Annotated in this window: 14 protein-coding genes; 7 read left to right on the forward strand and 7 right to left on the reverse strand. The window is 39.3% G+C overall.

The genetic code is table 11. The features are described from left to right. Positions 1-103: 103 nt before the first annotated feature. Positions 104-1,246: a DUF3352 domain-containing protein gene (locus tag SLP02_RS23100; protein ID WP_319423074.1), complete on the forward strand. Its 1,143-nt coding sequence runs from the start codon at positions 104-106 to the stop codon at positions 1,244-1,246. 54 nt (positions 1,247-1,300) lie between these two features. Next, positions 1,301-2,683, forward strand: a complete 1,383-nt coding sequence (locus SLP02_RS23105) for a sensor histidine kinase (RefSeq protein ID WP_319423075.1) — start codon at positions 1,301-1,303, stop codon at positions 2,681-2,683. 24 nt (positions 2,684-2,707) lie between these two features. Here the strand turns inward: SLP02_RS23105 and SLP02_RS23110 are convergent, their stop codons facing one another. Both SLP02_RS23110 and psbA read right to left on the reverse strand, forming a co-directional pair. Then, positions 2,708-3,229, reverse strand: a complete 522-nt coding sequence (locus SLP02_RS23110) for a hypothetical protein (protein WP_319423076.1) — start codon at positions 3,227-3,229, stop codon at positions 2,708-2,710. A 257-nt stretch (positions 3,230-3,486) separates the two neighbouring features. After that, positions 3,487-4,569, reverse strand: a complete 1,083-nt coding sequence (gene psbA / locus SLP02_RS23115; protein ID WP_319420297.1) for a photosystem II q(b) protein — start codon at positions 4,567-4,569, stop codon at positions 3,487-3,489. Positions 4,570-5,223: 654 nt separating this feature from the next. Here psbA and SLP02_RS23120 point away from each other — a divergent pair. Both SLP02_RS23120 and acs read left to right on the forward strand, forming a co-directional pair. Further along, the gene (locus SLP02_RS23120; RefSeq protein WP_413467421.1) at positions 5,224-5,685 is read left to right on the forward strand and encodes a PPC domain-containing protein; all 462 of its coding nucleotides are present in this window, start codon (positions 5,224-5,226) and stop codon (positions 5,683-5,685) included. A gap of 98 nt (positions 5,686-5,783) precedes the next feature. Further along, entirely contained in the window at positions 5,784-7,748 is a 1,965-nt protein-coding gene (gene acs / locus SLP02_RS23125; RefSeq protein ID WP_319423078.1) for an acetate--CoA ligase, read from the forward strand. Positions 7,749-7,851: 103 nt separating this feature from the next. Here the strand turns inward: acs and SLP02_RS23130 are convergent, their stop codons facing one another. Beyond that, positions 7,852-8,700 (reverse strand): universal stress protein, encoded by an 849-nt coding sequence (locus SLP02_RS23130; RefSeq protein ID WP_319423079.1) that lies wholly within the window; start codon positions 8,698-8,700, stop codon positions 7,852-7,854. 586 nt (positions 8,701-9,286) lie between these two features. Here SLP02_RS23130 and SLP02_RS23135 point away from each other — a divergent pair. After that, complete coding sequence (locus SLP02_RS23135; RefSeq protein ID WP_319423080.1) at positions 9,287-10,912, forward strand: peptide ligase PGM1-related protein; 1,626 nt, start codon at positions 9,287-9,289, stop codon at positions 10,910-10,912. Positions 10,913-10,926: 14 nt separating this feature from the next. Here SLP02_RS23135 and SLP02_RS23140 read toward each other — a convergent pair whose 3' ends face one another. After that, positions 10,927-11,628, reverse strand: a complete 702-nt coding sequence (locus SLP02_RS23140; RefSeq protein ID WP_319423081.1) for an ROK family protein — start codon at positions 11,626-11,628, stop codon at positions 10,927-10,929. Between the two features lie 278 nt (positions 11,629-11,906). Here SLP02_RS23140 and SLP02_RS23145 point away from each other — a divergent pair, with 278 nt between their 5' ends. After that, positions 11,907-12,494 carry an alpha/beta hydrolase gene (locus SLP02_RS23145; protein WP_319423082.1) on the forward strand — a complete coding sequence of 196 codons (588 nt, stop codon included), beginning with the start codon at positions 11,907-11,909 and terminating at the stop codon, positions 12,492-12,494. 35 nt (positions 12,495-12,529) lie between these two features. On the opposite strand, the gene SLP02_RS23150 is transcribed toward SLP02_RS23145, so the two are convergent. Beyond that, positions 12,530-13,210, reverse strand: coding sequence for a cupin domain-containing protein (locus SLP02_RS23150; RefSeq protein WP_413467422.1), 681 nt, complete (start codon positions 13,208-13,210; stop codon positions 12,530-12,532). Between the two features lie 191 nt (positions 13,211-13,401). Beyond that, on the reverse strand, positions 13,402-14,481 hold the full coding sequence (locus SLP02_RS23155) for a class I fructose-bisphosphate aldolase (protein ID WP_319423084.1): 1,080 nt from the start codon (positions 14,479-14,481) through the stop codon (positions 13,402-13,404). Positions 14,482-14,805: 324 nt separating this feature from the next. Here SLP02_RS23155 and SLP02_RS23160 point away from each other — a divergent pair, with 324 nt between their 5' ends. Next, positions 14,806-15,882, forward strand: a complete 1,077-nt coding sequence (locus tag SLP02_RS23160; protein WP_319423085.1) for a glycoside hydrolase family 10 protein — start codon at positions 14,806-14,808, stop codon at positions 15,880-15,882. Between the two features lie 321 nt (positions 15,883-16,203). Here the strand turns inward: SLP02_RS23160 and SLP02_RS23165 are convergent, their stop codons facing one another. Then, positions 16,204-17,139, reverse strand: coding sequence for a hypothetical protein (locus SLP02_RS23165; RefSeq protein ID WP_319423086.1), 936 nt, complete (start codon positions 17,137-17,139; stop codon positions 16,204-16,206). Between the last annotated feature and the right edge of the window lie 204 nt (positions 17,140-17,343).

Consider the following 17,343-nt stretch of genomic DNA (forward strand, 5'->3'; position numbering starts at 1 on the left):
TTTTCCCTTAAGTTCAAGGAAATTTATTGTTAATTTTTTTACCAACCGACAATACCTATAATATTAAACACAGTCATGATTGCTATTTATTAGCTTCTAGATAATGAAATTTCGTTCTTTTTTTTGGGTTTTAATTACAGGAGCAGTGGTCATATTTGCGATCGCTATAGGTAGTTTGGGTTGGATTGTCACTCAAAGCTCAATCAATTTGGCAAAAGGTGGAGTTAATAGTTTTCCCCAGGCAGCAATGTTTATGCCCAGACAAGCTCCAGCAATGGTTTCATTATTAACCAATCCAGAAAAATTATATGCTTGGAGAGAAGTTTCTTTACCTTTAAAAAATCGGATTAGCGATCGCCAGCAATGGCATGAATGGGAAACAAGCTTGCTAAATAAAATCGGCTTTGATTACCAGCAAGATTTTAAACCTTGGTTAGGAGATGAAATTACTTTTGGGATTACTAGTTTAGATTATGACCGTAATTCTACTAACGGCACACAACCTGGATATCTTTTAGCAGCAGCAACCAGAAATACCAATTTAGCTCAAGAATCTTTACGCAACTTCTACAGTCAGAAAAGTAACGTTAGCACCGAGCAGTATAAAGGAGCGAATATTATCTCTTTTCAGTCATCTGCCAAGCTTAAATCTAATAATACCCCGTGGGCAGGCGTGGTGGTGGGTAATTTTGTCTTGTTTGCTAACCAGCCTCAAATACTTAGAGAAGCTATCAATCAAGCTCAAGCAGTTAACTTAAATTTAGCCAACACAGATTATTATCAAACGGCTTTAAGTCAAGTCAAAAAGCCCCATGTAGGAGTAGCTTATCTAAATATATTGGGGACATCAGCATGGCTAGATAAATCATCAGCATTAACTAAGCCTAGTCCCGAACAAGTATTGAGCGTATCTTTAGCGATCGCTCGATCGGGATTAGCAGCCGAAACTGCCTTGATTGCTACAGATAAGCCTGGTACAAATCCTCAGACAGCCCAAACCTTTTTAGACAACCCTGAATTACAAAAGATTTTTGCTTCTCTTCCCTTCGATCGGCGAAATTTTGCCTATATAGACTTGCAGGAGAGAACATCGCTGTTAGAAGAACAAATCCCACTCTATAAAGTAACCAAGCTGGCAATTCAATCCTTGTTTCCGCGTTTGAAAGCGATCGCCATTCAGAATTTAGGTAATCAAGAAGATGTGAGTATCAGTCGCACCAATCTTGATTTAATTTTTAGAAAGTGAGAGAAAAGGGACATATTCACTAGTCCAGCAAAAAAGTTCTAATTATATTAGTAGATGAACTTACTATTTCAATCAACTCGTCGTCGTCTTGCCCTCTGGTATACGGCCGTCACGGCCGTTTTGCTGCTCATTTTTGCCACTGGAGTATATTTTTATGTCCGCAATACCTTAGTAGATCGCATAGACGACACTCTTAAACACGTTGTTGAGGTAGTAGATCGTTCTTTGGTTATTCAGCCATTAGCAGAAACCACAGGTAGATACGGAGTGAATGTTGATGCTAGCTTTAATCAAAATGTAGGTAGCCTAGAAGACGATCATATTGACTTAGAATGGTTCAATCCCCAACAAAATTTGCTTTGGTCTACTTTTGAGCAACCAATAGATTATCCTCTACATCCTAACCGCAGTGGGGAAACTGTTTATTTGAGTGGCGATCGCGTTCTGCGACAAATTGTTCAAAAAGTGGAGTTAGAACATCGTGTCTTAGGCTATTTACGGGTAAGCCATCCTTGGTTTGAGGTCACAAAACCGATTAACCAGCTAACTAGAGATCTGATTATTGGCATCAGCTTAATGATACTTTCTGTTGGTGGCATCGGCTGGTTTTTGTCGGGAATCGCAATCAAGCCTGTTCAAGTTTCTTATTCTAGCTTGAAACAGTTTACTGCTGATGCTTCCCATGAGTTACGCAATCCGATTGCCACGATTCAAACCAACGTCCAGATGGCATTAGCCTATCCTGAAGCTGAACCACAGCTACAGCAAAGGCAGTTGCAGATTATTGAACGCCTAACCCAAAAGCTAGGACGTTTGGTTAACGATCTCTTGTTTTTAGCTCGCGCCGATAGTGGTATGGCTCAGTTAGATTGGCAAACAGTACCTTTAGATGCTCTTTTGATTGATGTCATTGAAGAACAAAGGCTTGCTGCTACCCAAAAAGGCTTGTTTCTTTGCTTACGTATTGTTGAGCCTGAAATTGAAGCAGAATTTAATGAAGAAGACGTTTTTACTGTTAGGGGAGACTGGGACTATTTATCTCGCCTTTTTACTAACTTGATTGCTAATGCGATCGAACATACAGAACCGTCAGAAGAATCAACGGAAGCTTCGGTTGAAGTAGAGTTAGCGTTAATTAAACCTATCCCCAAAACTATCAGAGTTAGAGAATCTCATCGTCAATACGAGCTACAGGTAAAAGTTACAGACAATGGTAAAGGTATTGCTGAATCTTCTCTTCCCTATATCTTCGATCGCTTTTATCGTGGCGATCCTGCTCGCTCTTTTCAACGCCACGTTGACACACCTACAGGTGCGGGTTTAGGACTGGCGATCGCTAAAGCCATTGTCGAAAATCATCAAGGGCAAATTACGGTAGAGAGCATTCTAGAACAAGGTACGACCTTTACAATTATTCTTCCTCAACATACAGAATGACTTTAGAGATATCTATACTGAAACTTACTCAATTATATCTTTATGGATGTATTTATTAATTTTATTAGCTAGTACAATATTTTCTTCATTAGTAAATATACAGCTTATATCGTTTTCTTCTTCTTTTGTTACTATATAAAGCCTGGGATACATATTGTCTGGCTTGTTATTAGATTTTGAAATTCTCAAACTGACAATATCTTCAGTTTGGAACGAAAGAGGCTTTGTCGATTCTTTTTTAAAAGTATGAGAAATATTGATTTTTTCCGAGTTTACACTAATCAAAGTTTTATCTATAAACAATGCAATTAAAATGATATTGATTATTACACCAAATCCTAGCCAAGGTATGGAAAAAATTAATAAAGCTATTTTGTAAACCAGTTCTGCATAATAAAATCCATAAGCGATTAATAACAGAGGGAATAACAAAATAAGGTCGCATACTATACAAACAATAGTCATATGACTATGAAACCTTGGTGGTGGAATAATTATTTCAATACTTTCATCTGTTTCTGTGATAATTAATCTGCTTTTTTTCACTGTAAAAAATAGACTTGGAAACTTCTAATCAATTATAGTTACAGACACTTTTATTAGGACAAAATGTATTTTAATGGCGAATGCCATTCGCCCCTACATTAGAAAATACGTCTTAACACTCTTGACCATTACTATATATTAGGAGAAGTACAGGAAAATACATAATGTATCTAATAAAAAATAGCCAATAAAAAACGCCCTCCAGTAATGGAGAGCGTTCTTTATTCAATACCTACAAGATAGTAAGTAATCAATTCTTAACCGTTGATCGCAGGTGCAGTCAGTGCAACTGGTGCAATGTCGCCACTAGCTAAGTCAAGAGGGAAGTTGTGTGCATTACGTTCGTGCATTACTTCAAAACCTAGGTTGGCTCGGTTTAAGATGTCTGCCCAAGTGTTGACTACACGTCCTTGTGAATCCATTACCGACTGGTTGAAGTTGAATCCATTTAGGTTGAACGCCATGGTGGATATTCCCATTGCTGTTAACCAGATTCCAATCACTGGCCATGCTCCTAAGAAGAAGTGCAAAGCTCTGGAGTTGTTAAAGGACGCATATTGGAAGATTAGACGACCGAAGTAGCCGTGGGCTGCGACGATGTTGTATGTTTCTTCTTCTTGTCCGAATTTGTATCCGTAGTTTTGTGATTCGGTTTCGGTTGTTTCACGTACTAAGGACGATGTTACTAGTGAACCGTGCATGGCAGAGAATAATGCTCCACCGAATACTCCTGCTACTCCTAACATATGGAAGGGGTGCATCAGAATATTGTGTTCTGCTTGGAATACCAACATGAAGTTGAATGTTCCAGAGATACCCAGAGGCATTCCATCACTAAAGCTTCCTTGTCCTAGTGGATAGATTAGAAATACTGCTGTGGCTGCTGATACTGGTGCTGAGTAGGCTACACATATCCAAGGACGCATTCCTAAACGGAATGATAGTTCCCACTGACGACCGAGGTATGAGAATACGCCGATTAGGAAGTGAAAGACAATCAGTTGGTATGGTCCACCGTTATACAGCCACTCGTCAAGTGAGGCTGCTTCCCAAATTGGGTAGAAGTGAAGTCCAATGGCGTTAGAACTAGGTACTACTGCACCAGAAATTATGTTGTTTCCGTAAAGCAAGGAACCTGCTACAGGCTCTCTGATACCATCGATGTCTACTGGTGGTGCTGCGACGAAGGCGATTAGGAAACAGGTTGTTGCTGCAAGTAGTGTAGGAATCATCAAGACGCCGAACCAACCGACATAAATGCGGTTGTTGGTGCTGGTGATCCACTGACAGAACCTTTCCCAGCTATTCTGGGTTTGGGTTTGTTGTAGAGTGGTTGTCATTTGTTTTATGATTGCGTGTGTATATATATTAGTGTTCTATTTCTAGAACCAGACTTAGAAACGAGGTAAAAAATAATGTGTCTCTTTTATCTATGTAATCAATATAGCTAAGTATTAATACTTTATCAAGGTATTTTGCATTGTATTTGGTAATGTTAACCATAAGTTTTCTTTATATAAATTTATTCTTGGAGAAAAAAGGCGATCGCTTATGTATGTTTAAGAATTAATCTTAGTAGCCAATGAGCTTTTCGGGAAAACACTGTTTTTTTACTTTTTTAAACTATTTTGCTTAACTACCTACCTGTGTGTGAGCAATATATGCTCGAATTAATTAATCGCGTTCGTTTAAATCCCTAAGCAGAAGCAGATTTATCTAGAATTAATTTAAATGAATGATCAACTTCCAACACTATCTCTAATAGTGCCAAACAGCCTTTAGCTTTTAACTTATTATCGACAGATGCAGCTAATTCCTATAGCCAGTGGATACTAGATTCAGATACTTTCTCGCATACTGGAGTAGGAGGAAGCAGTCCAGGCGAGCGCCTTAAAAAGGCTGGTTATCAATAGGTGGTCAAGAAGAAATTTCATTCTTACCTCATCTGCCTATATATAATGTAAAAATTGAAGCTATCTAGATTACAGTTCGGTATGGTTATTAAGTTTGTTTTTTCTCATTGGTCAAACATATTAGCTGCTGCAACCGCTCTGGCTACATTGGGACTACAAACTCTGTCTGTTCAAGCCGAATCTAAGATATACGATCCACCTTCAATTACTTCAGACAAAGAAATATCTGATACACTCACGGAAAATGACATTCCTACAGGAGAAGGAGGTTTTGCCCGTGATTATAATGTGCAGCTAGAAAAAGGAGATCAGGTGGCGATCGATCTTACCTCGGATAACTTTGATTCGATGGTGATGTTAATTGCTGCTGATGGATCAACTGTTGCTGAAAACGATGATGGTCCTGATGGTACGACTAATTCTTTGCTTTTTTCGCGCATCACCGAAGCAGGAAAATATATTGTGCGAGTTAGAGCTTTTGGAGAAACTAGCGGCGGGAAGTTTACTCTTAAAGTTACCCGACTCGAACCCAACTCTAAATAATCGTTAAGAATTTACCTTAACTTTGCAAATATTAAGGTTACTCTGGCAAAATCGACGGTACAAATAACTGTAAGAAAGTTATACAGTTAAGAAAAATTATGTCAGAAGTAACTATAGAATCAATATTACAAGAGAAAAGAGTATTTAATCCCCCCGCAGAATTTGCTGCCAACGCATCTATTAAGAGTATGGCAGAGTATAAAAAACTCTATGCTCTGGCAGAACAAGACCCTTGTGGATTTTGGGAAAAATTAGCCGAAAAAGAACTGCATTGGTTTGAAAGATGGGGCAAAACTTTAGACTGGCAACCACCTTTTGCTAAATGGTTTGTCGATGGCAAAATTAATATTGCCTACAACTGTTTAGACAGGCATCTGACTACTCATCGCCGAGATAAACCAGCTTTGATATGGGAAGGAGAACCAGGAGACTCAAGAACTTTAACCTACTCTCAACTGCATCAGGAAGTTTGTCAGATGGCGAATGTAATTAAAGATTTGGGCGTAAAAAAAGGCGATCGCGTCGGCATATATATGCCCATGATACCCGAAGCTGCGATCGCTATGTTAGCCTGTGCCAGAATTGGTGCAGCACACAGCGTTGTTTTTGGTGGCTTTAGTGCCGAAGCTTTAAAAGCCCGTCTTCAAGATGCAGAAGCTAAGTTGGTTATTACCGCTGATGGTGGCTGGCGCAAAGATAAAATAGTGCCTCTTAAAGATGCAGTAGATCAGGCGATCGCTACTAATGTTCCCAGCGTGCAAAATGTCTTAGTGGTACAGCGCACTAAGCAGGATCTTGCCATGCAGCCAGGACGCGACCATTGGTGGCATGAACTTAAAGCTAATGCTTCTGATGATTGTCCCGCAGAACAGATGGACAGTGAAGATTTGCTGTTTATTCTTTATACCAGCGGTACTACAGGACAACCCAAGGGCGTAGTCCATACTACAGCAGGTTACAATCTTTACACTCACATGACCTTTAAGTGGACATTTGATATTAAAGACAATGATGTCTACTGGTGTACTGCTGATGTCGGCTGGATTACGGGACACAGCTATATTGTCTATGGGCCTCTTTCTAATGGTGCAACTACCGTAATGTACGAAGGCGCACCTCGTCCCTCTAATCCTGGCTGTTTTTGGGATGTAGTCGAAAAATACGGTGTAACTATTTTTTACACAGCCCCCACTGCCATTCGGGCGTTTATCAAGATGGGTGATAAACATCCCAATGGTCGCGATCTTTCTTCTTTGCGTATTCTTGGTACAGTAGGCGAACCTATCAATCCCGAAGCCTGGATCTGGTATCATCAAGTCATTGGCGGCGAACGTTGTCCGATTGTCGATACCTGGTGGCAAACCGAAACAGGTGGCTTTATGCTAACGCCTTTACCTGGGGCAACTCCTACTAAACCTGGATCGGCAACTTTACCTTTCCCTGGCATTATTGCTGACGTGGTGAATTTAGAAGGTAATCCCGTCGGTGAAAACGAGGGTGGCTATTTAGTCATCAAGCACCCTTGGCCCAGCATGATGCGAACTGTATATAAAAATGACGATCGCTTTCGCCGCACCTATTGGGAACATATTCCTCCTAAAGATGGCAAGTATGTCTATTTTGCTGGGGATGGCGCACGCAAAGACGAAGATGGCTATTTCTGGGTCATGGGTCGAGTTGATGACGTGATGAACATTGCGGGACACCGTTTGGGGACAATGGAAGTAGAATCAGCCTTGGTATCTCATCCTGCCGTTGCCGAAGCTGCGGTGGTATCTCGTCCCGATGAGGTTAAAGGAGAAGAAGTCTATGCCTTTGTTACCTTAGAAGATACTTATGCAGAAAGTGAGGAACTAAAGCAAGAGTTAAAACAGCACGTAGTTAAAGAAATTGGCGCGATCGCTCGTCCTGGAGAAATTCGCTTTGCTGATGCTCTGCCTAAAACCCGTTCTGGCAAAATTATTCGCCGTTTCTTGCGTAATTTGGCAGCAGGAGAAGAATTAGTTGGAGATATCTCCACTATGGAAGATCTCAGCGTTTTAGATAAGTTGCGTCAGGGTTGACCGCAGAAGGCGGTCACAGATTACTTCACCCGCTTATGCAGAACGTGGTGGAGTAATCGGCGATCGCAGAAACAAAACTCATCCTAAATTTTGTGTAAGAAGTCTAATCATATTCTTGTCTGGCTAATAACACAGGACAAGGAGCTTTAATCCGAATGTAATCAGATAAAGAACTACCTAATAAACGTTCTATATCAGGGAGATTTTTGGCAATTGAAGGACGGCGTTCGGGAGAGCCTAAAACCAGCAAATCAATATTTCTAGCTTCTGCCAAACTACAAATTTTCTGAGCGGGTCTACCTCCTGTAACTAAGCATCGATAATCAAGTCCCATTCTTTTGACTTTGGCGATCGCGGGAGCTAAGATAGGATTGTTTTCCATATCTTCTTTTGATAAATTGAGATTAGGATCGAGATCTGGATTAACGCGGGTTAAAAATATCTCTGCGTCTTTATAGCCTTGCAACAAAGATAAAGTAACGTCCAAGGCATATTGTGCGGCAGGGGATTTATCGATGGCGATCATTACCCGCTTGAGCTTTTTGATGTAGATGTCGTCTTTTACCAACAGCATAGAGCGATCGGTTAGTTGAAAAACATACTGGCTTACAGAGTTACTCAAGATAGACTGTAGTTTACCTAAACCCCGCGATCCCATAATTATTAGGTCGGCATCTATTTCCTGAGCTACCTTGAGAACGGTAGTTTTTGCCTCTCCTTCTTCAACCCTAATATTTACTTGACTATGATCTATGCCTAATTTGGCGATCAAATTATCTATTTTAGATTTAGCTTGCTCCTGTGCGTCAGACTCTTCTTGACTTGTTTTAGAAGAAACTACCCGCAATATTGATACTTGAGAACTTTTTGCAGTGGGAAGCTCTAACAATATCTTGAGCATATCTTGAGCGTTTTCTGCACCAGAGTCGGCATATAAAATTTTGTTAAGCATGGGAAAACTCTAATCTGCATCTAATTTCTAATGCTTCTAGATTACTGCTAATTTATACCCTCAATAATGTCAAAGCTTATAAAACTTAATGACTAAAGCTTAGAACAATAATTTATTCTAAAATTTGTTGATTTATTTTAAATCTAACCAACTGTTTTACTAGCCATACGTAAAGTTTCTTTAAGACAGAGAAAATATTTTGAGCAGTAAGTTAAACAGCAATTTTGAGCTTTTACCTTGAGAAAATATGTGTAGTGAATCTACATATATTAAACTCATGCTAGTTAATTTTATAATCCGCATCAAGCAAAAATATCAGATTATGTATCAGATTATGCCATTACAAGTGAGGTATATTTTGTTATCAAATTCTTTCAAGCATGGTTAAAAAGTGTCTATTTATACTTACTACGTGCTAATAAGTAAAATAGAACAGGCTACTTAATATCTAATGTTTTAGTCAAATAATTAGAAAACTAGGTTTAGGAGTTGTTAATTCTTAAAAACAGATTGAAAATTATTATTCTTAGCTTGCTACTATAATCCTTAGAGTTTTTTTCCGAAAGTATAGCTACTTGCAGTAAATATGGTAGACACATCTCATCCTGAATCAGCCGCGAGGTTTAGAAGGCTACAGAATCAGCTACGAGAATGGACAAAATCTCATGTAGAAGGTGAACTTTGGCAAAGTGTTGATATTTTCGATCAGGATGACTACGATATTTTAGTTATTCCTTCTTTTAGCGTCGATCAGCAGGTTGGGGATAAGATAGCAGGGTTTTTGCACTACGAAGAAAGACTACTTTTTTCTTTGATCCGCTTACGCAATCCTTTAACGCGGGTAATTTATATTACAGCATTACCCTTGTGTCCTATAGTCATTGACTATTATTTGCAACTACTACCAGGAATACCATTTTCCCATGCTCGCGATCGCCTGTTGTTAATTAGCACCTATGATGGTTCGCTCAAACCCCTAACCCAGAAGATTTTAGAGCGTCCTCGTCTAGTAGCCAAAATAGGGCGTGCCTTACGTCCTAATAAATCTTACATGGTTTGCTATAACTCTACGGATTTAGAACAGCAACTATCTTTAAAGTTAGGTATTCCTCTGCTGGCAGCTTCTCCAGAGGTACTTAGCTGGGGTTCAAAAAACGGCAGCCGTAAAATCTTTGCCGAAGCGGGTATTCCCCATCCAGACGGTAGCTACACTGTCACCAATGTAGCAGATTTGGTTGAGGAACTATTTGGTTTGTGGCAGAGACAACCAGACTTAAAACGAATTGTAGTCAAGCTAAACGAAGGCTTTTCAGGAGAGGGTAATGCTTTACTAGATCTTAGACCAATTCAAGATTACGCTCCCGATCGAGGCGATCGCCCTAAAACTATTGATGTTTTAACTAAACAGTTAGCCAGTATGAAATTTCAGGGTGTAGGAGAAACCTGGTCAACTTTTTCGGCGCGTATTCCTGAATTAGGCGCAATTGTCGAGGCTTTTGTCGAAGGAGAAGTAAAGCGATCGCCTAGCGTTCAAGGTTACATTAGACCATCGGGGGAAGTAGAAATTGTCTCTACCCACGATCAGATTTTGGGTGGTGAGCATGGACAGGCATATGAAGGGTGTTATTTTCCCGCTGATGCCGACTATCGCTGTGAATTACAAGAGCTAGGCTTAAGGGTGGGAGAAGCTTTGGCAGCCAAGGGAGCGATAGAACGCTACAGTGTAGATTTTATTGCCGTACAGCACCCTGAAACAAAAAAATGGGATATCGAGGCGATCGAAATTAATCTACGCAAAGGCGGTACAACTCATCCCTTTATGACTCTAAGATTATTAACCAACGGTGCTTTTGATTACGATACAGGAAAATTTTTAAGCCAGCAAAATCAAGAAAAATATTATATTGCCACGGATAACCTGCAAAAAGAGCAGTATCGAGGATTATTACCCGATGACTTGATGGATATTATTGCTCAAAAAAGACTCCATTTTGATAGCAGTAGTCGCACTGGGACAGTGTTTCATCTCATGGGCGCATTATCTGAGTATGGCAAACTCGGCTTAACAAGTATTGGCAATTCCTTAGAAGAAGCTCAGGAAATATACGATCGCGTCGAAGCGGTATTGGATCAAGAAACCGAAGTTCATCTTAATAGCGATAATGATGTCCAGGATACATCTTTACCTATCAATTGGAGTAGTAATCAATGATCGACGATCATTGTTCAATTCCAAAGTTTAATACCTCCAAGTAACCCCAGTATATTAGGAATAATCTTGGCGTTGCTAGGTAAATCAAACTTGATGTTGTCTGTTTCTCCTCCACCGATATAGAGAATGTCATAGTTAAAAAGATGACCTAAATGGGCGATCGCTTTTTGTAAACGATTATTCCATTTCTTTACACCTTCTTTGTCCAAAGTTGCTCTACCCAACTGTTCTTCGTAGGTTTCTCCTTTACGAAAAGGATGATGTCCCATCTCTAAATTAGGTACTAGTCTGCCATTAATAAACAAAGCTGAACCAAATCCTGTTCCCAAGGTAATTACTAGCTCTACACCCTGACCTGAAATTGCTCCAAACCCTTGAATATCCGCATCATTAGCTACTTTTACGGGCTTAGTTAGTAATTGAGTCAAGCTGGTAGCCAAATCATACTGTAGCCAGTCATCGTCTAGATTAACAGCAGTTTTAATCAAACCATTTTGCACAACTCCAGGAAAACCCACTGAAACACGGTCAAATTCTTGCTCTTTTGCCAGAGTCAGGATTGTATCGATCACATCTTTAGGTTTAGCAGGATTGGGTGTTTTTAGGCGCTGGCGATCGCTTATGGGATTACCTTTTGTGTCCAATACCATTACTTTAATTCCGCTACCACCGATGTCTACAGCCAGGGTACGCAGGGATTCATTGGATTGGTTCATAGTGCTTCTCGAAATTAGGTCTATCCAGATTATAGGAGTTTCCAGGGGTTTAACAAATTAAACAATTGTCAAGTGTTTATTGACACCCGCTTTTAATAGTTCCTGTTTTATAAACTACAAATATTTACTTACAAAGTATAAGTAAAGATCTTATAAAACGTAATTTCAACTATCGTTAATCGAAATAAAAACTGTTATAAAAGGACTACTGAACAGCTAAAAATAGATGTTTTTAACTGTTTATAATCAACTGATATTATTATTTTCAAAAAATACAGATGCCATTAAACTGCTTAATTAGTCATTCATATATTTCCAAAAACTTAATTAGTATTAGTTTGGGTCTATCAAGTCTCATATTAATAGCACAACCTGCCTTCAGTGCTGAAAAGGTAAAATTAATTTATGGTCCTTTTAACGGCAAAATATCCGTAGAATCTTTAGAAAAATATGCCGCCACAGGAGAAATGACCCAAGAGCTTCGTATGTATTCTAAGTTTTTAAAGAAAGAGGATTTAATCCAGCTAAAATACTGGTTGAGCAATCGTTTCGAGAGCGATCGCGTTGAAATGTATCAGTTTACCAATACTCCTGAAGGCGAAAAGTTTTTGCAAGAACTTGGTACAGCAATTAAAACTCATCCTCAACGAAATGGTTTTTATGCGATTCGTTCTTCTTTGATTGGAGCAGCAGATAACCCCGACCAATCTGATGGTTGGACAGTGATTGAGGCTATGTATAAATTTCCCACAGAAGATTTACAAATAAATACCAAGGAATTATTTGAATTGAGTAAGTTTTGGTCAGCCGACAAGCAAAAAAATCAGGCAGCTTTGGATATGTTTGCTCCCAAAGCAAAAAAATAATTTACCTATTAAAAATTTACTATTATTAACTTTATTTAAGTAGCTTTTGGCGCAGATACAAAAGGTAAGTGTCCTGTTTTTAGCCAAACTTTTGCGCCATTTGCACCTGCTTTAGCAACTATCTGACTGTTGATTGGAACTCGTAACCAAGATTGAGGGTGAAAATTATCTTTACCCTCGCTTATACTTCCTTCTAGCACAAATAACTCTGCACCATTAGGAGCATCAATCACAACTTCCGTGTCAGTTTGCCATTCTTCGATACGAACCTCTTCCCGTTTATCTTTAAACAGTGGCGTTACTAAAACACCAGGACGTTGAGGATCACTTATGGCAGACATTTGATGAACATCAATTCTTACACTTGTACGATCTTGTAAATCAAACTGCCACAGTTTTACAAAAATCGTACAGCCTGGTTCAGAACCAGGAGTATGATTAGACTGAGGCGGGTTACGAATATACGAACCTGCGGGATAATTTCCCTGCTCATCTTGAAATACCCCCTCTAAAACGATAAATTCTTCTCCTCCACCATGTATGTGAGATGAGAACTTACTATGAGGTGCATAGCGGACAATAGAGGTCGCTCTGGCTACTTCCTCGCCAATGCGGTCAAGCATTCGGCGTTCAACTCCTGCCATTGGCGAAGGCTGCCATGGTAACTGTTCGCCATGTAGCACAACTCGTTTAGTAAAATCGCTGTTTAGTTCCATGACTAGATGTAGGGTGGGCAAAAAATAACTCAAAGCTAGAAACATTACTAGAAAAGCCTTTTGCCCACCAAATTATAGATAATTAAATTATTTTACCTTTAGAATTGCGGTGGGCATGGCGATGATCATCTGTAGCGCGCGATCGCGCTACGGCAATGCCCACCCTACGATACTATTTAGATCGACAACGCCTAAGCAATAGTTACCTCATCAGACAAATAAACATCCTGTATAGCATGAAACAACTTGATCCCTTCTGCCATAGGACGTTGAAAAGTTTTTCTGCCAGAAATCAAACCACAACCGCCAGCCCGCTTGTTAATTACCGCAGTACGCACGGCATCAGCAAAGTCACTATCTCCAGAAGAACCTCCAGAATTGATCAAACCACTGCGCCCTGCATAACAATTAAGTACTTGATAGCGAGTCAAATCAATCGGATGATCGCTGGATAATTTACTGTAGACTAAATCATCAGTACGACCGTATTTTTCGCCTGTAGCTTTGGCAACTGCGGCATAACCACCGTTACATTCAGGCAGTTTTTGCTTAATAATATCGGCTTCGATGGTTACACCTAGGTGATTTGCTTGTCCTGTAAGGTCTGCTGCTAAATGATAGTCTTTATCCTGTTTGAAAGCGTCATTGCGCAGATAACACCAGAGAATAGTTGCCATACCTAATTTATGTGCCTGAGCAAAGGCTTTGCTGACTTCTTGTATCTGGCGAGATGATTCTGGCGAACCAAAATAAATAGTTGCACCTACAGCAACAGCACCCAAATTCCATGCTTGCTCAACGCTACCAAACATAATTTCATCTGACGGGTTGGGGTAGGTAAGCAACTCGTTATGGTTGAGTTTGGCGATAAAAGGAATACGGTGGGCGTATTTGCGGGACATCATGCCTAATACCCCTAAAGTAGTGGCAACAGCATTACAGCCACTTTCTAGAGCCAATTTAACGATGTTTTCGGGGTCGAAATAGATTGGGTTGGGGGCAAAGGAAGCTGCCGCAGAATGCTCTATTCCCTGGTCTACAGGTAAAATAGACATATAGCCAGTATTCGCTAGCCTCCCACTAGAATATAGCTGTTGCAGACTGCGAAGCACTTGAGAGTTGCGATCGCTATTGATAAAAATGCGCTCAACAAAGTCACCTCCAGGCAGGTGCAGCATATCTTGAGACACTTTTGCCTTATAAGTTAGTAAGTCGTCGGTTTCGTTACCTAATATAGACTCAAGATTGGAAGGAGAAAAAGTGGTAGTCATAGCTTTTTTTAAAATATTTACTTACTTACAGCTTATTGTTACTACTGCTGATAGTTTTTTTGTTCCTTCGTAAGATAGTTTTACGATTGTTGACTGCGTTTTTTTGCTATCGGCTTACAAAAGGGATGGCTTGAATATCAATTTAACTCTCGCCAATAAATTTAGTTTACGATCGAGTTATTAAAATATCTACTATCTAAAAAGTATTCAAAATGTCTAACTTACTTAATAGCATGACATCTTTATGAGCGACCCTCTCATAGTACCCTTATTTTTATTAGGCTTAATAGTAATTTCAGCTATATATTTTGCTAATCAAACCTAATGTCAGAAATACGCGGAGTTTGGATTGCTAATCGTCCTCATAGTCGAGTTTTAGAGTCACGGGAAAATATTGCCAAGGCGATGGATTTTTTACAAGCCTATGGATTTAATTTAATTTTTCCTGTGGTTTGGAATCGGGGTTACACTCTTTATCCAAGTCAGGTAATGAGTAAATATAATTTACCCGCCATCGAGCCTTTTTACGAACAACAGCAACGAGATCCTTTAGCAGAAATCATTATAGAGGCTCATCAGCGCAACATTAAAGTTATTCCCTGGCTAGAATATGGCTTTGCTGCTTCTCATCTGATCGACGGAGGGCATATTTTAAAACAATACCCTCAATGGCAAGCTATAGATAAAGATGGCGCAGGGGTAAGACAGGGTGGCTTAACCTGGATGAATGCTTTTAACCCCCAAGTGCAGCAGTTTATGCTGTCAATCATCACTGAAATTGTCAGTAATTATAGTGTAGATGGAATCCAAGGATGCGATCGCCTTCCTGCTTCCCCTGTAAATTCTGGCTACGATCGCGATACTATCAAGCAATATCAAACAGCCTTTAATAAACAACCACCCAGCAATTTTCAAGATCGACTTTGGCTAAAGTGGCGTGCAGATAAACTTACTGACTTTTTGGCTAATGTATATCAAGAAGTTAAAGCAATTAAACCCCAAGTAATTGTCTCTTTATCTCCTGCGGTATATCCTTTTTGTTTGAGCAACTTGCTGCAAGATTCTCCAGCTTGGATAGCCAAGGGTTTGGTTGACATTATTCATCCCCAGATATATCGCCCTAATTTCTTGGGCTACAGTCAAGAAGTAAAAAAAATATGTCAGACTTTTAAGGGCGATTCATTAGCCAAATTTGCCCCAGGAATTGCCTTTACTGCTAATGGCAAAGATGTTAGCACTAAAGATTTAATTAAGTGTATCAAAGCTAATCGCGATCGCCATTTAAGTGGACAAGTATTCTTTCATTATGAAGGCTTGAGGAAAAATAATGACCGAGTTGCGATCGCTTTATCTAATGCTGGTTATGATTCCATAACCAGTTTACCAAAATACTTTAGCTAAAGGTTCGTATACCTGTAAATTTGGGGGATCTAGGGTGGGTGGAAATGAGAAAAAACCTCGCGCCGAAGCAAAGCGCAAGACAAAGGCGCATTGACGCTGACCTAGCAAGAGAATGCTTTTTGATGTCTAACCCTTTAGAGAGACTATTTCATTCTGAATCTAATGTACCAAGAAATCAACTCGCGAGTTGGCTGAAATCTTAAGTCCGTTTAAACGGATTTTTTCTGTTAGACAGAGAATTTATTCTCTGCTTTAGGGAGTCTATTTTTGATAAAGATCTTACTATAGTTGTTCGCAAAAACAGATCTAAAACATCAGCGTTTACATAAACTTAGCCAGGCGTTTTTGATCTAAGCAGTTTTTTTGTCTTTGATTGATAGTGCTATCAATAATCTCCCACTGTTCTGGAGAGATTTCTCTACCATTCCAAACTACTTGAGGATTAGTGGATGTATAGCAGAAAGTTATTGAAAAACGTTCGTCCAAGGTAGGAGGTTGAGCGCGATGAAAAACACTAGCAGTATCACTAATGATGACAGTTCCTTTTTTAGCTAAACAAGTAGTCCAATCTGATTTTGCTACTGCCGTTGCCATTTTTTCATCAGATACATAGCCTGAATTATCATAATTTAGTTTCTTAACTGCTTGGGTGGTTAAGCTGCGACTAATGTATTCATAAGGGCCACCTCCAGCAACTACATCATTAAGATAAATAATTATTTTGATAGTGCAACGATCTTCAAAATCAATATGCCATCGTCTAACACCTGAGGGTTTACCATCGGCAATGCTTCTACGCATCGCAAAAAACTGATACAGTATCGGCAATCCAACATAATTTTCAATTATATTCAGTAGTTTCGGCTCTAATGCCCAAAATAATATTTCCAGAAATTCTCTTAAATCTTCTTGACTAGAGCCAACTTCACAGCTATTGCTCGAATGTGCATTAGATAGTGGATTTTGAAGATTGTTTGCCAAAGACAATGCTGTTCGCATCATTTCCTCTGTTGAAGGCAATGCTAAATCCTCTAAATGAATCATGCAAGAGCCTTCTTCCCGCAAAGTTTTCACAATTGAAAGACCTTGGTCATCAAGTTCAGGTAAAAACTGAGCATAAGTTTTAAGGGCATTTTGATATGCTTGTTCCTGTATCGTCTGTAAGAGAGGTAATTTATAAAATTCTCGCTTTAGCTTGCGAGGAATGTTTTTTACCTTATCAGAAATATAAGACAAGTTATTAGCAGATGTTTTCATGAGCATAAGTCAAGAATAAAAATAAATCTACGGGCTAATAGTTTGTGTTTTTTGGACTGTAATTAGTAACCATAAGCTGTTTAAGTAATTACAATACTATATTTTATATTTGAAAGATTTGCTTGATTTAGCTAATGCTTTACCAATTAATCTTGAAATAGTATTATTACCGTCCAGCTTTTTATCTCGATTGTTACATATTTT

The sequence above is a fragment of the Pleurocapsa sp. FMAR1 genome, assembly GCF_963665995.1.
Classification (GTDB): Bacteria; Cyanobacteriota; Cyanobacteriia; order Cyanobacteriales; family Xenococcaceae; genus Waterburya.